Annotated in this window: 11 protein-coding genes; 9 read left to right on the top strand and 2 right to left on the bottom strand. The window is 51.8% G+C overall.

What is annotated here, in order from left to right; genetic code table 11:
* Nucleotides 1-21: 21 nt before the first annotated feature.
* On the top strand, nucleotides 22-879 hold the full coding sequence (locus tag JNC80_RS12970) for a carbon-nitrogen hydrolase family protein (protein ID WP_022711261.1): 858 nt from the start codon (nucleotides 22-24) through the stop codon (nucleotides 877-879).
* Nucleotides 876-1,301, top strand: coding sequence for a DUF1178 family protein (locus JNC80_RS12965; RefSeq protein ID WP_121994036.1), 426 nt, complete (start codon nucleotides 876-878; stop codon nucleotides 1,299-1,301). Before JNC80_RS12970 ends, JNC80_RS12965 begins: the two co-directional genes overlap by 4 nt.
* Before the next feature lie 103 nt (nucleotides 1,302-1,404).
* On the opposite strand, the gene ubiG is transcribed toward JNC80_RS12965, so the two are convergent.
* A complete protein-coding gene (ubiG, locus tag JNC80_RS12960) occupies nucleotides 1,405-2,196 on the bottom strand; it encodes a bifunctional 2-polyprenyl-6-hydroxyphenol methylase/3-demethylubiquinol 3-O-methyltransferase UbiG (protein ID WP_083647263.1) in 792 nt (263 codons plus the stop codon).
* 186 nt (nucleotides 2,197-2,382) lie between these two features.
* Here ubiG and JNC80_RS12955 point away from each other — a divergent pair, with 186 nt between their 5' ends.
* The 7 genes from JNC80_RS12955 to JNC80_RS12925 all read left to right on the top strand — a co-directional run bounded on the left by JNC80_RS12955 (nucleotide 2,383) and on the right by JNC80_RS12925 (nucleotide 14,712).
* Nucleotides 2,383-3,636 (top strand): aspartate kinase, encoded by a 1,254-nt coding sequence (locus tag JNC80_RS12955; RefSeq protein WP_022711258.1) that lies wholly within the window; start codon nucleotides 2,383-2,385, stop codon nucleotides 3,634-3,636.
* A gap of 641 nt (nucleotides 3,637-4,277) precedes the next feature.
* The gene (gene ptsP / locus JNC80_RS12950; RefSeq protein WP_022711257.1) at nucleotides 4,278-6,548 is read left to right on the top strand and encodes a phosphoenolpyruvate--protein phosphotransferase; all 2,271 of its coding nucleotides are present in this window, start codon (nucleotides 4,278-4,280) and stop codon (nucleotides 6,546-6,548) included.
* 140 nt (nucleotides 6,549-6,688) lie between these two features.
* Nucleotides 6,689-7,765, top strand: a complete 1,077-nt coding sequence (prfA, locus tag JNC80_RS12945; protein WP_028233711.1) for a peptide chain release factor 1 — start codon at nucleotides 6,689-6,691, stop codon at nucleotides 7,763-7,765.
* An 8-nt stretch (nucleotides 7,766-7,773) separates the two neighbouring features.
* The gene (gene prmC / locus JNC80_RS12940) at nucleotides 7,774-8,649 is read left to right on the top strand and encodes a peptide chain release factor N(5)-glutamine methyltransferase (RefSeq protein WP_376710602.1); all 876 of its coding nucleotides are present in this window, start codon (nucleotides 7,774-7,776) and stop codon (nucleotides 8,647-8,649) included.
* 462 nt (nucleotides 8,650-9,111) lie between these two features.
* Nucleotides 9,112-10,032 (top strand): DUF4167 domain-containing protein, encoded by a 921-nt coding sequence (locus JNC80_RS12935; RefSeq protein WP_376710601.1) that lies wholly within the window; start codon nucleotides 9,112-9,114, stop codon nucleotides 10,030-10,032.
* Nucleotides 10,033-10,391: 359 nt separating this feature from the next.
* Complete coding sequence (gene clpB, locus JNC80_RS12930; protein ID WP_022711252.1) at nucleotides 10,392-12,977, top strand: ATP-dependent chaperone ClpB; 2,586 nt, start codon at nucleotides 10,392-10,394, stop codon at nucleotides 12,975-12,977.
* A 298-nt stretch (nucleotides 12,978-13,275) separates the two neighbouring features.
* Entirely contained in the window at nucleotides 13,276-14,712 is a 1,437-nt protein-coding gene (locus JNC80_RS12925; protein ID WP_075657374.1) for a L,D-transpeptidase, read from the top strand.
* 48 nt (nucleotides 14,713-14,760) lie between these two features.
* Here the strand turns inward: JNC80_RS12925 and JNC80_RS12920 are convergent, their stop codons facing one another.
* On the bottom strand, nucleotides 14,761-16,728 hold the full coding sequence (locus JNC80_RS12920; protein WP_225685227.1) for a M23 family metallopeptidase: 1,968 nt from the start codon (nucleotides 16,726-16,728) through the stop codon (nucleotides 14,761-14,763).
* Nucleotides 16,729-17,341: the final 613 nt, after the last annotated feature.

The following is a 17,341-nucleotide window of genomic DNA, read 5'->3' as shown; positions in this document are numbered from 1 at the left end:
TAAGGCATAAAGGGGAGAATAATGTCGATGGTTAAAGTTGCAGCAGTGCAGATGCGCTCAGATGGCGATATGTCCGCCAATATTGAAGCCCTCAGCCGTATGGTCGGAGAGGCTGCCGCCCAAGGTGCGCAATATGTGCAGACGCCTGAAAATACCGGCATTATTCAGAATGACCGTGCGCTTTACCGTGCCAGCCTTCATGCGGAGCAGGATGATCCTGTGGTGCGTGAAGCTTCGGTTCTGGCAAAGCGTCACGGCATTCATCTCCATATCGGTTCCACGCCGATTAAACTTGAGAGCGGGCTGATCGCCAACCGTGCTTTTGTTTTTGCGCCGGATGGTTCGAAAATCACCACTTATGACAAGATCCATATGTTTGATGTGGATCTGGATAATGGTGAGAGCTGGCGTGAATCCGATACGATTTCGGCAGGGGATCGCGCAGTGGTAGCGGAACTGCCATTTATGAAACTCGGACTGGCAATCTGCTATGATATCCGCTTTCCGCAGCTGTTTCAGGCGCAGGCCAATGCCGGTGCCAATGTGATTTCCGCGCCTGCTGCTTTCACCCGTCAGACCGGTGAGGCGCATTGGCATATCTTGCAGCGGGCGCGTGCTATTGAAAATGGTGCCTTCCTGATTTCTGCTGCGCAGGGCGGCCTGCATAACGGCAATCGCCAGACCTATGGTCATACAATTATTGTTTCGCCATGGGGCAAGGTTCTGGCAGAAGCCGATCACGATAATCCGGCAGTGATTTATGCGGATATTGATGTGGCGGACAGCGCTGCTGCCCGTAATAAAATCCCGAATTTGAAAAATGCGCGGGAATTCAAACTGGAAACCATTGTCGCGGAAGGTGAAACGATCAAGGCATGATGCGGTTTTCTCTGCACTGTGACCAGTCCCATGAATTTGAGGGCTGGTTTCGTAATAATGAGGATTTCGACAGCCAGACCGCACGCGGTCTGGTGCAGTGCCCTGTTTGTCACTCACCTAATGTGAGTAAGGCGCTGATGGCGCCGTCCGTCACCACCGGTCGCACCAAAGAGAAAATTGCTGCGACCATGGGTGAAGCCCAGCGCAAACTGCTGGATGAGATGCGTGAGATCAGCCGCAAGGTGAAAGAGAATGCCGATTATGTCGGTGACCGTTTTGCCGAGGAAGCGCGTAAAATTCACCATGGTGAAACGGAAGAACGCGGCATTTACGGTGAGGCAACGAAGGAAGAAATCACATCGCTCGTTGAGGATGGTGTGGAAATTCTGCCGTTACCGGTATTGCCTGAGGATTATAATTGAACAGTGCCGGCTCAATGGCAGAGGACTATAATTAATCCTCTCATCTCAAAATTGAGGGCTAGAACTGATCCGTTTATACGGATCAGTTTTTTCCAAGTATAATTTAGCGACGCTGTGCCAGAACCATATAATTCACGTCGAGATCGCGTGAGCGGCTCCATGTATCATTGAGCGGATTATAGCTCACGCCGGTTTTTTCCAGCACAGTCAAACCGGCAGCCTGCAATGGTTTTTCCAGCTCTTCGGGGCGCACCAGTTTTTCATATTGATGGGTGCCTTTCGGCAGCCAGCGCAGCACATATTCTGCGCCGATAATCGCCAGCCCCCATGCCTTGAGTGTGCGGTTGATGGTGGCAACAAACATCAGCCCCTGCGGCTTGACCATTTTCGCAGTCGCCGACATGAACAGATCAACGTCGGAGACATGCTCAACCACTTCCATATTCAGCACGATATCAAATTGTTCACCGGCATCAGCCAGATCTTCTGCTGTGGTGGCACGATAATCGATTTCAATGCCCATTTCCGCAGCATGGATTTTGGCGACTTCAATATTGGTGGTTGAGGCATCGGCACCGATAACTGTTGCGCCAAGACGTGCCATCGGTTCGCAAAGCAGACCGCCGCCGCAACCAATATCCAGAATGCGCAGGCCTTCCAGCGGTCTGGCTGCCAGCGGATCACGGTTGAAATGCTTGCAGATCTGTTCTTTCAGATATTCCAGACGGGTCGGGTTGAATTTGTGGAGCGGGCGGAATTTGCCCTGCGGGTTCCACCATTCGCTGGCAATGCGCGAGAAATGCGCAACTTCAGCGGGATCAATCGTGGTGCGGCCGGATACGGCTTCCTGTGGCTGTTGTGAGCCAGTATCTGTCTGTCTGGACGTGTCGGACATAGCTTTCTCCATTTCCTACCAATGGACTTGTCTGTTCATTGATGAAAGTCAAGTATCTTTTCGCCTGTTGCGCTTGCGAAGTGGTCATAATTTCGGTATGTCAGCATCACTTACCTGTCAGGAGTACCTCTCAGTACGATGGCAGGTTCCGTTGGTTCTCATTTTCATTTAGGATATGTCGACATAATGGCGCGCATTGTGATGAAATTCGGCGGTACTTCTGTGGCCGATCTTGAACGGATCCGGAATGTGGCGCGTCACGTTAAACGTGAAGTCGATTCCGGCAATGAAGTAGCAGTTGTGGTTTCGGCTATGGCCGGTAAAACTAATGAACTGGTTGCCTGGACGCGTGAAGCATCGCCGATGCATGATGCCCGTGAATATGATGCGATTGTTGCATCGGGCGAGCAGGTAACGGCCGGTCTTCTGGCAATTGTGCTGCAGTCTATGGGCGTGAATGCACGTTCATGGCAGGGCTGGCAGATCCCGATCAAAACCGACATGACGCATGGTGCGGCACGTATTACTGATATTGACGGTTCATTTCTGATCAAGCGCTTTGGCGAGGGTCAGGTTGCGGTGATTGCCGGTTTCCAGGGTATCAGCCCGGATAACCGTATTTCGACGCTCGGGCGCGGTGGTTCCGATACTTCGGCTGTTGCCGTTGCGGCAGCGGTTAAGGCTGATCGCTGTGATATTTATACGGATGTGGATGGTGTTTATACGACTGATCCGCGCGTAGAGCCTAAAGCCCGCCGTATGGCCAAGATTTCTTTTGAAGAGATGCTGGAAATGGCATCCCTTGGCGCTAAAGTGCTGCAGGTTCGCTCCGTAGAACTGGCCATGGTGCATAAAGTGCGTACATTTGTACGTTCAAGTTTTGAAGATCCGCATGCGCCGGGCATGGGTGATCCGCTCAACCCTCCCGGAACACTGATTTGCGATGAGGATGAAATCGTGGAACAACAGGTTGTAACTGGTATTGCTTTCGCCCGAGATGAAGCTCAGATCTCATTGCGCCGCGTGGCCGACCGCCCGGGTGTATCTGCGGCGATTTTTGTCCCGCTGGCTGAAGAACATATCAATGTTGATATGATTGTTCAGAATGTTTCCGAAGACGGTTCAAAAACTGACATGACCTTCACCGTTCCTTCCGGTGATATGGATAAGGCTGTGCATGCGCTGGATAAGGTAAAGGCCGAAATCGGCTGTGACTCCATCCAGTCGGAAACCGGTCTGGCAAAAATTTCGGTGATCGGCACCGGTATGCGTTCTCACGCAGGTGTTGCAGCGACTGCATTTAAGGCGCTGGCTGAAAAAGGCATCAATATTCGCGCAATCACGACCTCCGAGATTAAAATCTCGATCCTGATTGACAGCGCATATACAGAGCTGGCGGTACGAACCCTGCATTCTGTTTACGGGCTGGATAAGCACTAACAGCTGCGTGAGTTATAAAGTTTCAGAAAGGCAGTGCTTCGCGGCACTGCCTTTTTTTCTGCCTGTATTCTATTCATTTCTGTTGGGCGGCAACATTATACCAGGCCGTGTCGCGCTTAATCGCATTCATGGTGCTCGCTCTATCTCTTTGTTTTTACGCATGTCACTCTCGGAAAACCGGTACCCACTTTTCCGCGACATGCTATTATCTTTTCAGGGGTAAACGGAAATACAGGGTTTAGCTATGCAGTCATTGCATAGCTGGAGAGCAAGAATAAGAGCAGAGCGATCCGGTTCTGGTTAGGTGCAGGCAGCGAGACAAATAAAATCATTTTTGTTGATGGAGAGGCTTTAATCGGTTTATGCCCCATTTTGGACACGTAAACTGCAATAAGAGCACAATGAATAATAAGATTTGATAATTGTACTCTGGACGATTGTGAGAAAAATGCTCACAAGCAAACCAAACTGAGCTATGCACACAGCGGTGTGATTCGTGATCGGGCTGGTCTTGTAGTATCAGGATGAAACAATGCCTGACCGGCCGATCGGAAAAGCGGTAAAAGCCGACGAGTAACCACATACGCTGTGTATTGTGGTTTGAGATTGGCATGAGGCATATGGAGGAGCATTGAGACCCTATGCGTGAGTTGACAGCCGGACCCCGGATTTTGCTCAAGCGTCTTCGCGCTTTAATGGCGGAAGCGCTCGAACCGCAGGAACGTCTTGACCGTATCGTGCGCGAAATCGCGCAAAATATGGTGGCGGAGGTCTGTTCATTCTATGTGCTCCGATCTGATGAAATTCTTGAGCTCTATGCAACCGAAGGTCTGAATCCGCAGGCTGTGCATCTGGCGCAGCTGCGTCTGGGGCAGGGGCTTGTCGGTACGATTGCCGCAACCGCGCGTCCGCTCAATCTGACTGATGCGCAGAGCCATCCGGCTTTCACTTATCTGCCAGAAACCGGCGAAGAAATTTATAACTCCTTCCTCGGTGTGCCGGTATTGCGCGCAGGCCGGACGATGGGCGTTCTGGTTGTGCAGAACCGCACCAAGCGCGCTTATCGCGAAGATGAGCTGGAAGCTTTGGAAACAACTGCCATGGTGCTGGCGGAAATGGTTGCGGCAGGCAATCTCACCCGCCTTGCGCGTCCCGGTGTGGAACTGACTAACGGGCGTTCTGTCAGCTTCAACGGTCATGCCTATAATGATGGCGTAGGTCTCGGACATGTGCTGCTGCATGAGCCGCGCATTGTCGTAACCAATCTCTTTAATGAAGATATTGAGCATGAGATCACCCGCCTTGATGAGGCGATGGGGTCTTTGCGTCTCTCGATTGACGATATGTTATCGCGCCGCGATGTGGCGGTAGAGGGGGAGCATCGGGATGTGCTTGAAGCCTACCGGATGTTTGCCCATGACCGTGGCTGGATGCGCCGTCTTGAGGAAGCAATCCGCAATGGCCTGACCGCAGAAGCAGCGGTTGAAAAGGTGCAGAGCGATACGCGCGCACGGATGATGCATCTGAGCGATCCTTATATGCGTGAGCGTCTCAGTGATTTTGACGATCTTGCCAATCGTCTGATGCGGCAGCTGATGGGGTATGACCCGAAAACCGCTGCGGAAATGATGGCGAAGGATTCGATCATTGTTGCCCGCTCCATGGGCGCTGCGGAATTGCTGGATTATCCGCGCGAGCGTGTGCGCGGTCTGGTGCTGGAAGACGGTGCAACGACAAGCCATGTTGTGATTGTCGCGCGTGCTATGGGTATTCCGGTGGTCGGGCAGGCTAAAGGCGTGGTTGCACTGGCTGAAAATAATGATGCGATCATAATTGACGGCGAGGATGGCCGTGTTCATCTGCGGCCGCAGTCTGATGTTGAAGCAGCCTATGCGGAGAAAGTCCGTTTCCGCGCTAAAAGACAGGCGCTTTATCGTGAGTTGCGCGATAAGCCGACGATTACCAAAGATGGTCAGCCGGTTTCCTTGCTGATGAATGGCGGTCTGATTGTTGATCTGCCGCAGCTGAAGGAATCCGGTGCGGATGGTGTCGGACTGTTCCGCACAGAGCTGCAATTCATGGTGGCCTCTACTTTCCCGCGTTCAGGACAGCAGGAAAAGCTCTATCGCGCAGTGCTGGAAGCGGCGGGTGATAAGCCGGTAACCTTCCGTACATTGGATATCGGCGGTGATAAGGTTCTGCCTTATTTCCGCTCCAACGCCCATGAAGAAAATCCGGCGATGGGCTGGCGGGCGATCCGCCTTGCTCTGGACCGGCCAGGTCTGATGCGTACGCAGTTGCGAGCACTGCTGAAAGCTGCGGGCGGTCGTGAATTGCGCATTATGTTGCCGATGGTGACGGAAGTGGCAGAGGTGAAAGCGACCCGCGAGATTATCGAACGGGAAGTTAATTACCTGACCCGTTTTGATTATCAGCCGCCGAGCAGTCTGAAAGTCGGGGCGATGATCGAGGTGCCGTCACTGTTGTGGCAGCTGGATGAGCTAATGCGCGAAGTGGATTTCGCCTCGGTAGGGTCGAATGATCTGTTCCAGTTCATTATGGCTGTTGACCGTGGCAATGCGCAGATTGCGGATCGTTTTGACCAGTTGTCTCCTGCATTTTTGAGGGTGTTGCAGCAGATTGCCGAAGCGGGCAAGCGCCACAATAAACCGGTGACACTCTGCGGTGAAATGGCGGGTAAGCCATTAACTGCGATGATGCTGGTGGGGCTGGGCTTCCGCTCGATCTCAATGTCTGCGGCGGCAATCGGACCGGTGAAAAATATGCTGTTGTCGCTTGATGCGGCGCAACTGAATACGGTTCTGAGCGACCTCGTGCAGAGACCCGATGCCAATGGATCAATCCGCGAGCATCTGGTTCGTTTTGCAGCTGAACAGGGCATTCCTCTGTAACAGCCCCCTAAAAGCGCTGACATTTGTGCAGAAAATTTCGCAATCAGGCATTTCCGTTTGATTGCGAAATGCTTTATGGGTGCCCTCATCAAGCTGAAAACTGAATTTCAGAGATATAATTATATTATCAGGATTATCGCATGGTCGCGCTTCCGCAAGACAGAATGGATCAGTTGTTAAAGCATTTTGTCATGCTTGAAGCGCAGATGGCGAATAATCCTTCGCCGGAAACCTATGTCAAACTGGCGTCGGAATATTCCGAGCTGCAAGATGTGGCGCTGAAAATCCGTGAATTGCAGGCTGCCCGTCAGGAGCTGAGCGATCTGGTTTCCATGCGTGATGATACGTCAGGCGATGCAGAAATGCGCGCTTTGGCTGAAATGGAAATTCCGGATACGGAAGAAAAAGTCGAGGCGCTGGAAGCCGAAGTCCAGATTTTGCTGCTGCCGAAAGATGCGGCGGATGAGAAAAATGCTATTCTGGAAATTCGTGCCGGTACCGGCGGTTCCGAGGCGGCTTTGTTTGGCGGCGATCTCTTCCGCATGTATGAGCGTTATGCAGCGGATAAAGGCTGGCGTGTGGAAGTTGTCTCTGCCAGTGAAGGTGATGCCGGTGGTTTTAAGGAAATTATCGCGACAATTTCCGGTAAGGGTGTGTTTTCCAAGATGAAATTTGAATCCGGTGTGCATCGCGTGCAGCGCGTGCCGGAAACAGAAGCCAGCGGACGTATTCATACCTCGGCGGCAACGGTGGCTGTACTGCCGGAAGCGGAAGATATTGATATTGAAATCCGCAATGAAGATATTCGTATTGATACGATGCGCGCGTCCGGTGCCGGTGGTCAGCACGTCAATACCACGGACTCGGCCGTACGTATCACCCATATTCCGACCGGGATTATGGTGGTGCAGGCAGAAAAATCGCAGCACCAGAACCGTGCGCGTGCGATGCAGATTTTGCGTGCCCGTCTTTATGACATGGAGCGCCAGCGTGCAGAGAGCGAACGCTCGGAAGCGCGGCGTAGTCAGGTGGGCTCCGGCGATCGTTCAGAGCGCATCCGTACCTATAATTTCCCGCAAGGCCGTGTGACGGATCACCGGATTAATCTCACACTCTATAAGCTTGACCGCGTGATGATGGGCGAGCTTGATGAGCTGGTGGATGCATTGATTTCGGATCACCAGACCGCATTGCTGGCGGAATTGGGTGATAATTGATCGCCGTTATGACTAAACCGGAAACTACAAATAACACGCTTGGTCAGCTTTTAGCCCATGTGCGGCTTGAGTTGCGACAGGCAGAAATTGACGGTGCCGAGCTGGATGCACGCCTGCTGGTGCAGCATTTTACCGGTGCAACACTGACAGATTTTGTGATCCGTTCGGATACAGAAGTCGCGCCGGATGTGACGGAGCAAGTGCTGGGTGCAATGCAGCGCAGGCTGGCCGGTGAGCCGGTACACCGAATCATCGGTGAGCGCGAATTTTATGGTCTGAGCTTTAAATTAAATGCCGATACGCTTGAGCCGCGCCCTGATACAGAGGCGCTGATCGGGCTGGTATTGCCGTTTCTCGAACAGAGAAGCTCGGAAAAGGGCTTCGTTGATCTTCTGGATATGGGCACCGGTACGGGGGCAATTGCGGTCACCCTGTTGCATGAAATAAAGACCGCGCGCGGTGTTGCTGTTGATATTGCTGAAGGCGCCCTGCAGGCAGCACGGATCAATGCAAAATTGGCGGGTGTTTCATCACGTCTGGCTGTTCTGAAAAGTGACTGGTTTGGTGCCGTTCGCGGAGAATATGACCTGATTGTCTCGAATCCGCCCTATATTCCGGCAAAAACAGTGCTTGAACTGGACAGGGAAGTTAAAGATTACGATCCGCGCCGTGCTCTGGACGGCGGAGAAGACGGATTAAATTTTTATCGTGCTCTTGCAAAGCACAGTGGCGCCTACCTACATGATAATGGTATAGTTGCTGTGGAAATCGGGGCAGGACAGGCGGATGATACGGAGGCAATTTTTGCACAATATTCATTCCGTCTGACAAGCGTAGCCGAAGATTTGGCCGGTCATAAACGGGCATTGTCATTTCAGCGTTGACTTTAATGTTTAATATGCCCAAAAAAGACTTGGAATTTACGGCAAACACGTCTAATTTCCTGTCACCGCTACTGCATCGCATGTCCTGTAGGATGGATGAAAGATGCGGTAACAATTCGGACTAATGCGTAATCTCATTTTTAAACCGGCAGCGATTTAAAGAATTATGCATTGGTATGTCGGACAGGGTTGTCAGCCTGAAATTATATGTTTGAATTTGTATCTTTATAAAACCGTGTCATGCGACGCGAAATTATGAGTGATTCAGACATTTTGATCAGCAGCTGTCCGGTGGTTTTTCAACCGACCTCCTTTGCGGAGTTGCTGACACGGCAGCACAAAACTTAAATTAAAATTATACGCTGAAAGTGCGGGGCGCGCTTTCTGTTATTGTAGTTATGAAGTCGCTCAGCCCTTTCAGCTGAAATGATTTCTTCGCCCCTAATCTGAAAAGAGATGAGTATGAGGCCAGGACAGCAGAACAGGCGCATGCGTGGACGGGGGAATAATAACCGTAAGGGCCCTAATCCTCTTTCCCGTAATTACGAAAGTAACGGACCTGATGTAAAAATCAGGGGTAATGCGCAGCATATTGCCGAAAAATATATGACTTTGGCCCGTGATGCGCAGGCGACCGGCGACCGGGTGATTGCAGAAAATTATTTGCAGCACGCTGAACATTACAATCGCATTATTCTGGCGGCACAGGCACAAAATCCTGCGCCGGTGCAGCGTGATGAAGCTTTTGATGATGACTTTGATGATGAAGAAGGTATGGAGCAGGGTCATTCCGGCCAGTCCGTATCGCATCAGGAAGTTTATGATGGCAGCGGCCCGCAGCCTGTGATCGAAGGCACGCCTGCTGAAGTCATGTATGGCGAAGAAAATTCCCGTTCTTCCAACCGTAATAACCGTCAGCAGAATAATCGTCAGGATCGCGGCGACCGTAATGATCGCAATGATCGTAACGACCGTAACAATGACCGTCAGGGTCGCATGCAGCGTCCGCGCCGTCATCAGCGTCCGGAATATGGTGCAGATCAGGGACAGGAAGCGCCGGTTGCAGCCGCACAGGTGCCTTTTGACCAGTCTGCTGAACAGCCGGTTGTCACGTCAAATTTTGCTGAACCGGTTGTGACTGAAGTTGCGGAAGCGCCTGTTACCCGTCGTCGTCCGCGTGCCGCTGCGCCTGTTATGCAGGACGGTGATGATGCACCGGCAGTTGAAGCGAAGCAGGATGTTGTTCCTGAGGCAACCGGTGCGGATGAAGCACCGGCACCACGCACCCGCCGTGTTCTGCGCCCGCGCCGCACGACAAGCCGTGCAGCGAAGGCTGATGGTGAAAATCAGGATCAGGATACCGCTTTTGCTGAAACAGAATAATCTGTTTGCATAAGAGAGAATAAAAACCGGCAGGGAAATCTGCCGGTTTTTTTATGTGCGGGGGGCATGACTGCGGCTTTGCATAACTGCGGGCGGGGCTTAACCCCTGTTGTGATAATAATTTTTCACCTTCATGCTTTCAGCCCTTGCAGGGAGAGGACTATCGCCCCATATCCCTTGTGACAGGATGCCGGAGCAATTTATTCCATGCATTTCCAGTGAAACTGGTTCTGATTTTTGCCAGAATATTTTGTCCCGTTTATCTAAATCTGCTGAATAATGGTTCCTGCCTTTAAGGGGGAGCCGTCACCCATGATCTGCCGGTGCCTTGAAGGGCTGGCGGGCGAAAAGGAGACACTATGAATATTGAAAAATACAGCGAGCGCGTACAGGGTTTTCTCCAGTCAGCGCAAAGCTTTGCATTAAATTCTGATAACCAGCAATTTGCCCCTGAACATCTGCTGAAAGTTTTGGTGGATGATGAAGAAGGTCTGGCTTCCGGCCTGATCGAACGGGCAGGCGGTCGCCTTGCTGATCTTAAGCTCGGATTACAGAGTGCCTTGGCTGCACTGCCGAAAGTAACCGGCGGTAGCGGACAGCTTTATCTGTCGCCTGCACTTGCAAAAATCCTGACCACTGCGGAAGAACTGGCCACTAAAGCCGGTGACAGCTATGTCACGGTTGAGCGTCTGCTCACCGCTTTCACGCTGGAAAAAAGTGCGAAAACCTATGAAATTCTGACACATGCCGGTGTCACAGCCAAAGCTTTGAACGAGGTAATTAATCAGATGCGTAAAGGCCGGACTGCCGATAGTGCTTCTGCTGAAGCCAATTTCGAAGCGCTGAAAAAATATGCCCGTGACCTGACCGAGGATGCGCGTTCCGGTAAGCTTGATCCGGTGATTGGCCGTGATGAAGAAATCCGCCGTACCATTCAGGTTCTGTCGCGTCGTACCAAGAATAATCCGGTGCTGATCGGTGAACCGGGCGTGGGTAAAACCGCGATTGCTGAAGGTTTGGCACTGCGTATCGTCAATGGAGACGTGCCTGAATCGCTGAAAGACAAGCGGTTGATGGCGCTGGATATGGGCGCACTGATTGCCGGTGCGAAATATCGCGGTGAATTTGAAGAACGTCTGAAAGCTGTGCTGACGGAAGTTGAAGCGGCGGCCGGTGAAATCATCCTGTTCATCGACGAAATGCACACTCTGGTCGGTGCCGGTAAATCGGACGGCGCGATGGATGCGTCCAATCTGCTGAAGCCTGCGCTTGCCCGTGGTGAGCTGCACTGTGTTGGCGCAACCACATTGGAAGAATACCGCAAATATGTTGAAAAAGATGCGGCGCTTGCCCGTCGTTTTCAGCCGGTATTTGTCAATGAGCCAACCATTGAAGATACGATCTCGATCCTGCGCGGTCTGAAGGAAAAATACGAGCAGCACCATAAAGTGCGTATCTCGGATTCTGCTCTGGTATCGGCCGCAAGCTTGTCGAACCGCTATATCACTGACCGTTTTCTGCCGGACAAGGCGATTGACCTTGTGGATGAAGCGGCTGCGCGTTTGCGTATGCAGGTGGATTCCAAGCCGGAAGAGCTGGACGAGATGGATCGCCGTGTCATGCAGCTGAAAATTGAGCGTGAAGCGCTCAAGCTGGAAACCGATACGGCTTCGAAAGACCGGTTGCAGCGTCTTGAAAAAGAACTGACCGATCTGGAAGAGGAATCCGCTGAACTGACCGCCAAATGGCAGGCAGAAAAGCAGAAACTCGGCCATGCGGCAGATCTGAAAAAGCAGCTTGAAGATGCGCGTAATGCACTGGCCACTGCCCAGCGTAATGGTGAATTCCAGAAAGCCGGTGAACTGGCCTATGGTACGATCCCGCAGCTGGAAAAACAGCTGAGCGATGCGGAAGCACAGGAAAATACCGGCACAATGCTGGAAGAAACTGTGTCGCCGGATCACATCGCGCAGATCATTTCCCGCTGGACCGGTATTCCGGTTGACCGGATGCTGGAAGGCGAACGGGAAAAATTGTTGCGGATGGAAGACGAACTCGGCAAGCGGGTGATCGGTCAGGGTGAAGCGGTGCAGGCGGTCTCGCGTGCGGTGCGTCGTGCCCGTGCCGGTCTGCAGGATCCGAACCGTCCGATCGGCTCGTTCATCTTCTTAGGACCAACCGGTGTTGGTAAAACGGAGCTGACCAAAGCTTTGGCCACGTTCCTGTTTTCCGATGAAACGGCCATGGTGCGGATTGATATGTCCGAATTCATGGAGAAACACTCGGTTGCCCGTCTGATCGGTGCCCCTCCGGGCTATGTCGGTTATGAAGAAGGCGGTGTGCTGACAGAAGCTGTGCGTCGTCGTCCGTATCAGGTGATCCTGTTCGACGAGATTGAAAAGGCACATCCGGATGTCTTCAACGTGCTGTTGCAGGTGCTGGATGATGGTCGTCTGACCGATGGTCAGGGACGTACGGTGGATTTCCGCAATACGCTGATTATCATGACCTCTAATCTTGGTGCGGAATATCTTGTTGCGCTGAATGAAGATCAGGATGTGGATAGTGTGCGTGAAGAAGTCATGGGCGTTGTCCGTGCATCTTTCCGTCCGGAATTCCTCAACCGCGTGGATGAGATTATTCTGTTCCATCGCCTGCGCCGCTCCGAAATGGGTGCGATTGTCGATATTCAGCTGGCAAGGTTGCAGAACCTGCTGAGTGACCGCAAGATCACTCTGGATGTTGAGGATGACGCCCGTAACTGGCTGGCCGATAAGGGCTATGATCCTGCTTATGGTGCCCGCCCGCTGAAACGGGTGATCCAGAAACAGGTACAGGACCCGCTTGCAGAGAAAATTCTCGGCGGCGATATCCTCGATGGTTCGGTTGTGGATATTTCGGCCGGATCAGACCGGCTGGTTTTCCAGCCTAAGCCGAAACACTGAGCTTCAGGGGTACAATACACCTTGATTGAGTGAAGAGATGGTAAGCGGCACTGCTGAATGCGGTGCCGCTTTTTCATGGGCGCTTTGGCTTTATTGAGTTGTCGCATGCTTGCGGACGCTCAATGAGTCCATTGAGCTGCGTCATGCTTTATAAAAAATATCTGTTGCGGATTGTCTTCTTCATATGCAGTTAAGTTATTAACCATAAAAATGGCCTGATCTGTGACTAAGGCATTTCAGGTCAGGCGACTGGCTGAAGAAACAAGATTTGCGCTTTAAAGGGTGTGGTATGCATAAAATGCGGGGAATTCTACGGAAGACTTATCTCGGACTGTCGGTGACAGCGCTGACGGGTCTGACAGCGGCGACCGCTTATGCGTCCCCTTTTGATATTGGTGGTTCTGCTTCCGGTGAGGAGCGTCCCGTGTTGATGGCACAGCTTTATGATCCGGGTGAAGTTATTTATCAGGATAATAAAGTGCGGGTCTATATTGATGCTTCAGGGCGTCAGGTGACCATGGATAATAGCGGCAAGATTTTGCGTATTCAGGAACAGCCGGGCGGCTATCCGCAACAGCCTCCGCAGCAGCCGGATTCTAATGATAACTGGACATTGAACGGACCGGTCGGCGGCGGCGTGCCTTATGACGGCTTTGCCAATGTGCCGGATGATGCCGGTACGGATTATTTTCCGGCAGCACCACGTGGCAATACGGGTGTGAATAATGCTGCGGTTGACCGTTCTGCTTTGCCGGATGTCGGTGCTGCACCGTCACCGGATGATAATGATTTCAAACCTGCGATTGAAGATCCTTACGGACAATATCCGAACACGTCTTCCGGCATGTCCGGTTCACAGACACCGTCAGTTGTGATGCCGAAAGGTCAGGGCGCGAAAGCTAAATTTGCAGCCTATCAGATCATGCTGGATCGTGCCGGTACATCACCGGGCGTGATCGACGGCAAAGCGGGCAGCAATGTTGACAAGGCGGCGGCGTCCTATCTGGAAGTAACAGGTCTGAGCATTAATCCGGCAGATGAAACGCAGGTCAATGCCCAGCTCGAAGCCACAGGCGGCCCTGCTTTCACAGAATATACGATTACCAATGAGGATATCGGGCGTTTTTATCTGGCTTCTGTCCCCAATGATTACAGCGAGAAGGCAAAGCTGCCGGAAATGGCCTATGTCTCGCCGCGTGAAATGCTGGCTGAAAAATTCCACATTGATGAAAACTATCTTCAGGAAATCAATCCGGGGATCAGTTTCCGCCAGCCCGGCGAAGTGATCCGTGTACCTAATCTGGGCAAGCAGAAGCGTGCGCCTATTGCCAAAATTATTGCGGATAAGGCGCGCAAACAAGTGCGCGGCTATGATGCAAACGGCAAACTGGTTGTGGCTTACCCGTCGACAATCGGCTCGGCAGATAATCCTTCGCCTTCAGGCATTGTGACGGTTGAACGTATCGCGACCAATCCGAATTACACCTATAATCCGAAGATTAATTTCAAACAGGGTAATAATGACAAGGTGCTGATTGTGCCGCCGGGGCCTAACGGGCCGGTGGGTACTGTGTGGATTGCACTGTCAAAGCCGACTTATGGTATTCACGGCACCCCTGATCCGTCCCGTATCGGTAAAACAGCCAGTCACGGTTGTATCCGCCTTGCCAACTGGGATGCGGAAGAACTGGTCAAGCTTGTAAAACCCGGAGTGACCGTGGAGTTTACGGAATAAGAAATAAAAAAGCGGCCTGAACGGCCGCTTTTTTATTCTATAAAATTATCAGCTTTTTGCCTGAGATGTATTGGCAACCTTGGCAGGGGCATCTCCCTTACCATCCAGCAGCTGATCAATACGGTTACGTTCACGCGTAAAGACTTCCAGCTGTTTTCCGCCCAGAGACTGACTTTGCGGCATACGGATACGCATCGGATCCACTTTTGCGCCATTCACAATCACTTCATAGTGCAAATGCGGGCCGGTCGATAGACCGGTTGAACCAACATAACCAATCAGCTGTCCCTGACGAACACGTGCGCCGGGTGTAATGCCGGAAGCAATCGCGTTCTGGTGATTGTAACTGGTCTGATAGCCGTTGCCATGACGGATAATGGTCTGATTGCCGTAACCATTGGCCCAACCGGCTTTTTCAACAACACCATTACCGGCAGCGAGAATCGGGGAGCCGCGCGGTGCACGCCAGTCGACACCTGTATGCATACGGACATAACCGAGAATAGGATGACGACGTCCGCCGAATGGCGAACCGAAGACACCGTTCGGAACCGGTTTACGGATCAGGAATTGCTGGGCACTGCGGCCATTCTCATCATAAAATTCCACGCCGCCTTCTGGCGACTGGTAGCGATAGAATTTCTTGGTCGTGCCGCCCATATTGGCGCTGACATAGAGCAGTTGAGATTCTTCATTGGCGCTTTCGGAATCTTCCGGCAGGGAGAAGAATGCTTCAATCGCATCGGAGCGGGTGATCTTGGATTGCAGATCGACATCATTCGCCAGCATTTTTATCAGCTGCCGCGCCATATCATTGGTCATGCCATAGGCAAGAGCTGCTTTATAAACGGCATCATAAACAGATGGCAGCTCACCGCGGATTGTCGGCGGCGGTGCATTATCATCAAATGCAGTTTGCAGAAGCGGGGTCATTTCCGGTTCATCAGACGGAACATATTGGTTTTGATCGTCGAGAGCGACCGTAACAATATGGGTTGTTCCGTTATAGAGTGTCACACGGACAATATGATCTTCTTCTTCAGAAGAGGTCACGCCCACACGCAATACGCTGCCAGCCTTCAGGCGCGGCGAATTCATCAACTTGCTCAGGGCTTCAGCAATATTATCCGCATCTTCACCCTCATAACCACTCTTATTCAGAGCATCGATGATTTTCGAATCCGAACGGAAAGGAATAATATCTTCGGAGAAGCCGGTATTGGTTTCACCATCGAGAAGGCGGTTGCTGACGCTGACATTCTCCTGCGTGATACGCACGCCAAGCGGTTGTGTCAGCGTATAAGGGGAGTCACCACTATTACCAAAGCGCAGCGGATCGACATAATGAAGAGACGCGATCTGCACATCGCCGTCAGTCAGCAGCTGACCGGTGCTGCGAACGACTTTTTCAACTTCGTCGCTGGTAAGATCTGATGCTGAATCATAATTTCCGGCATTAACCGGAAAATCGATCGTACGCAGACTGATTTCACTTTCAACCTTCGCGCCGTAAATTTGTCCGGTATTCGCAGCCTGTACCTGCTGTTTGGCGCCGTCAGAGAAAACAGCCATAGCATCAAATGCCGGATATTGGCGGCTTGCCGGATGATCGGCGGCCAAAGCCATACGGACATATTCAAAAGGTTTAGTACGGATAACCTCGCGCTCACCAACTTTCTGCATGGTTGAAACTTCCATGCGGCGGCGGTCGCGGCTTTTTTGTTTCGTGACAGTTGCAATAACGCGGTTGCCCTTGGTGCTGTCCTGAGCATCCGATTTAGCCGGCATTTCTTCTTTTGTAACAAGCTCCGGCGGTGTCGCTAATTGCTGACGTCCGTCGAGCGCTGCAAAGAGTGCAACACCAATGAGTAATGAAGCTGTAATGCCGGTCAGAAAAGTACCGGCCAGCCACCGCGCAGAAACCTCACGCCGATCCGGTGGTCCGCGACGCCCGTCCGTGATGAGCGGCGGCTCATCTCCGGGGTCGCTGGAGTTGGTCACGATCTGCTGATTCATGCCGCGCAGTACCATTCCTTATTATATATTGCGCACCGCAGGCTGCGGAAAAATCTGCGTAATATTGAATTACCTCAGGTGAGGAGCAAAGTTTTGCCTGTGCATACCGGTCAAGTCAATGAGAAGACGGCAAACAATCTGGATATGTGGAATCATTCCACGATTATTCGCCTTATTTAAACCGGAGCACTGAACCTATTTCATTTCAGATGTGTGCGTACGACCGGAATGGGGCGTGTTTATGATCGCTACATTATTAGGCTGTGAAAAGCACTATATATAATGAGCATCAATGCTCTCATGAAAAACACTGTTTTGGACATGGATTCGGGTGTGAGGTGAATGATTCCGCGTTTTGATTCTGAATTTATGAGTCGAAACAAAGGTTTGGTGCTTTGATTTGATATATTTGGCTGGGTTTTTGGGATGGTTTGGGGAGGTTTTGGGTGCTGGAGTGGTGTGGTGAGGGGATAAAGCGGGGTGATGGGCGCTGTTTTTCGATTTTTGTTATAAAAATTCCATAAAAGGTGTTTTGGCGTGTTGACAGTTTGGGAGAGTGGGGTCTATATAGCGACACAACGAGGGCGGCGGCGCTGCTAGCGGCAGAGAGCTT

The organism is Pseudochrobactrum lubricantis (assembly GCF_041929865.1).
GTDB classification, from domain to species: Bacteria; Pseudomonadota; Alphaproteobacteria; order Rhizobiales; family Rhizobiaceae; genus Pseudochrobactrum; species Pseudochrobactrum saccharolyticum.
The sequence above is the reverse complement of the archived record's forward strand: the minus strand, read 5'-3'. Positions and strand labels throughout refer to the sequence as shown.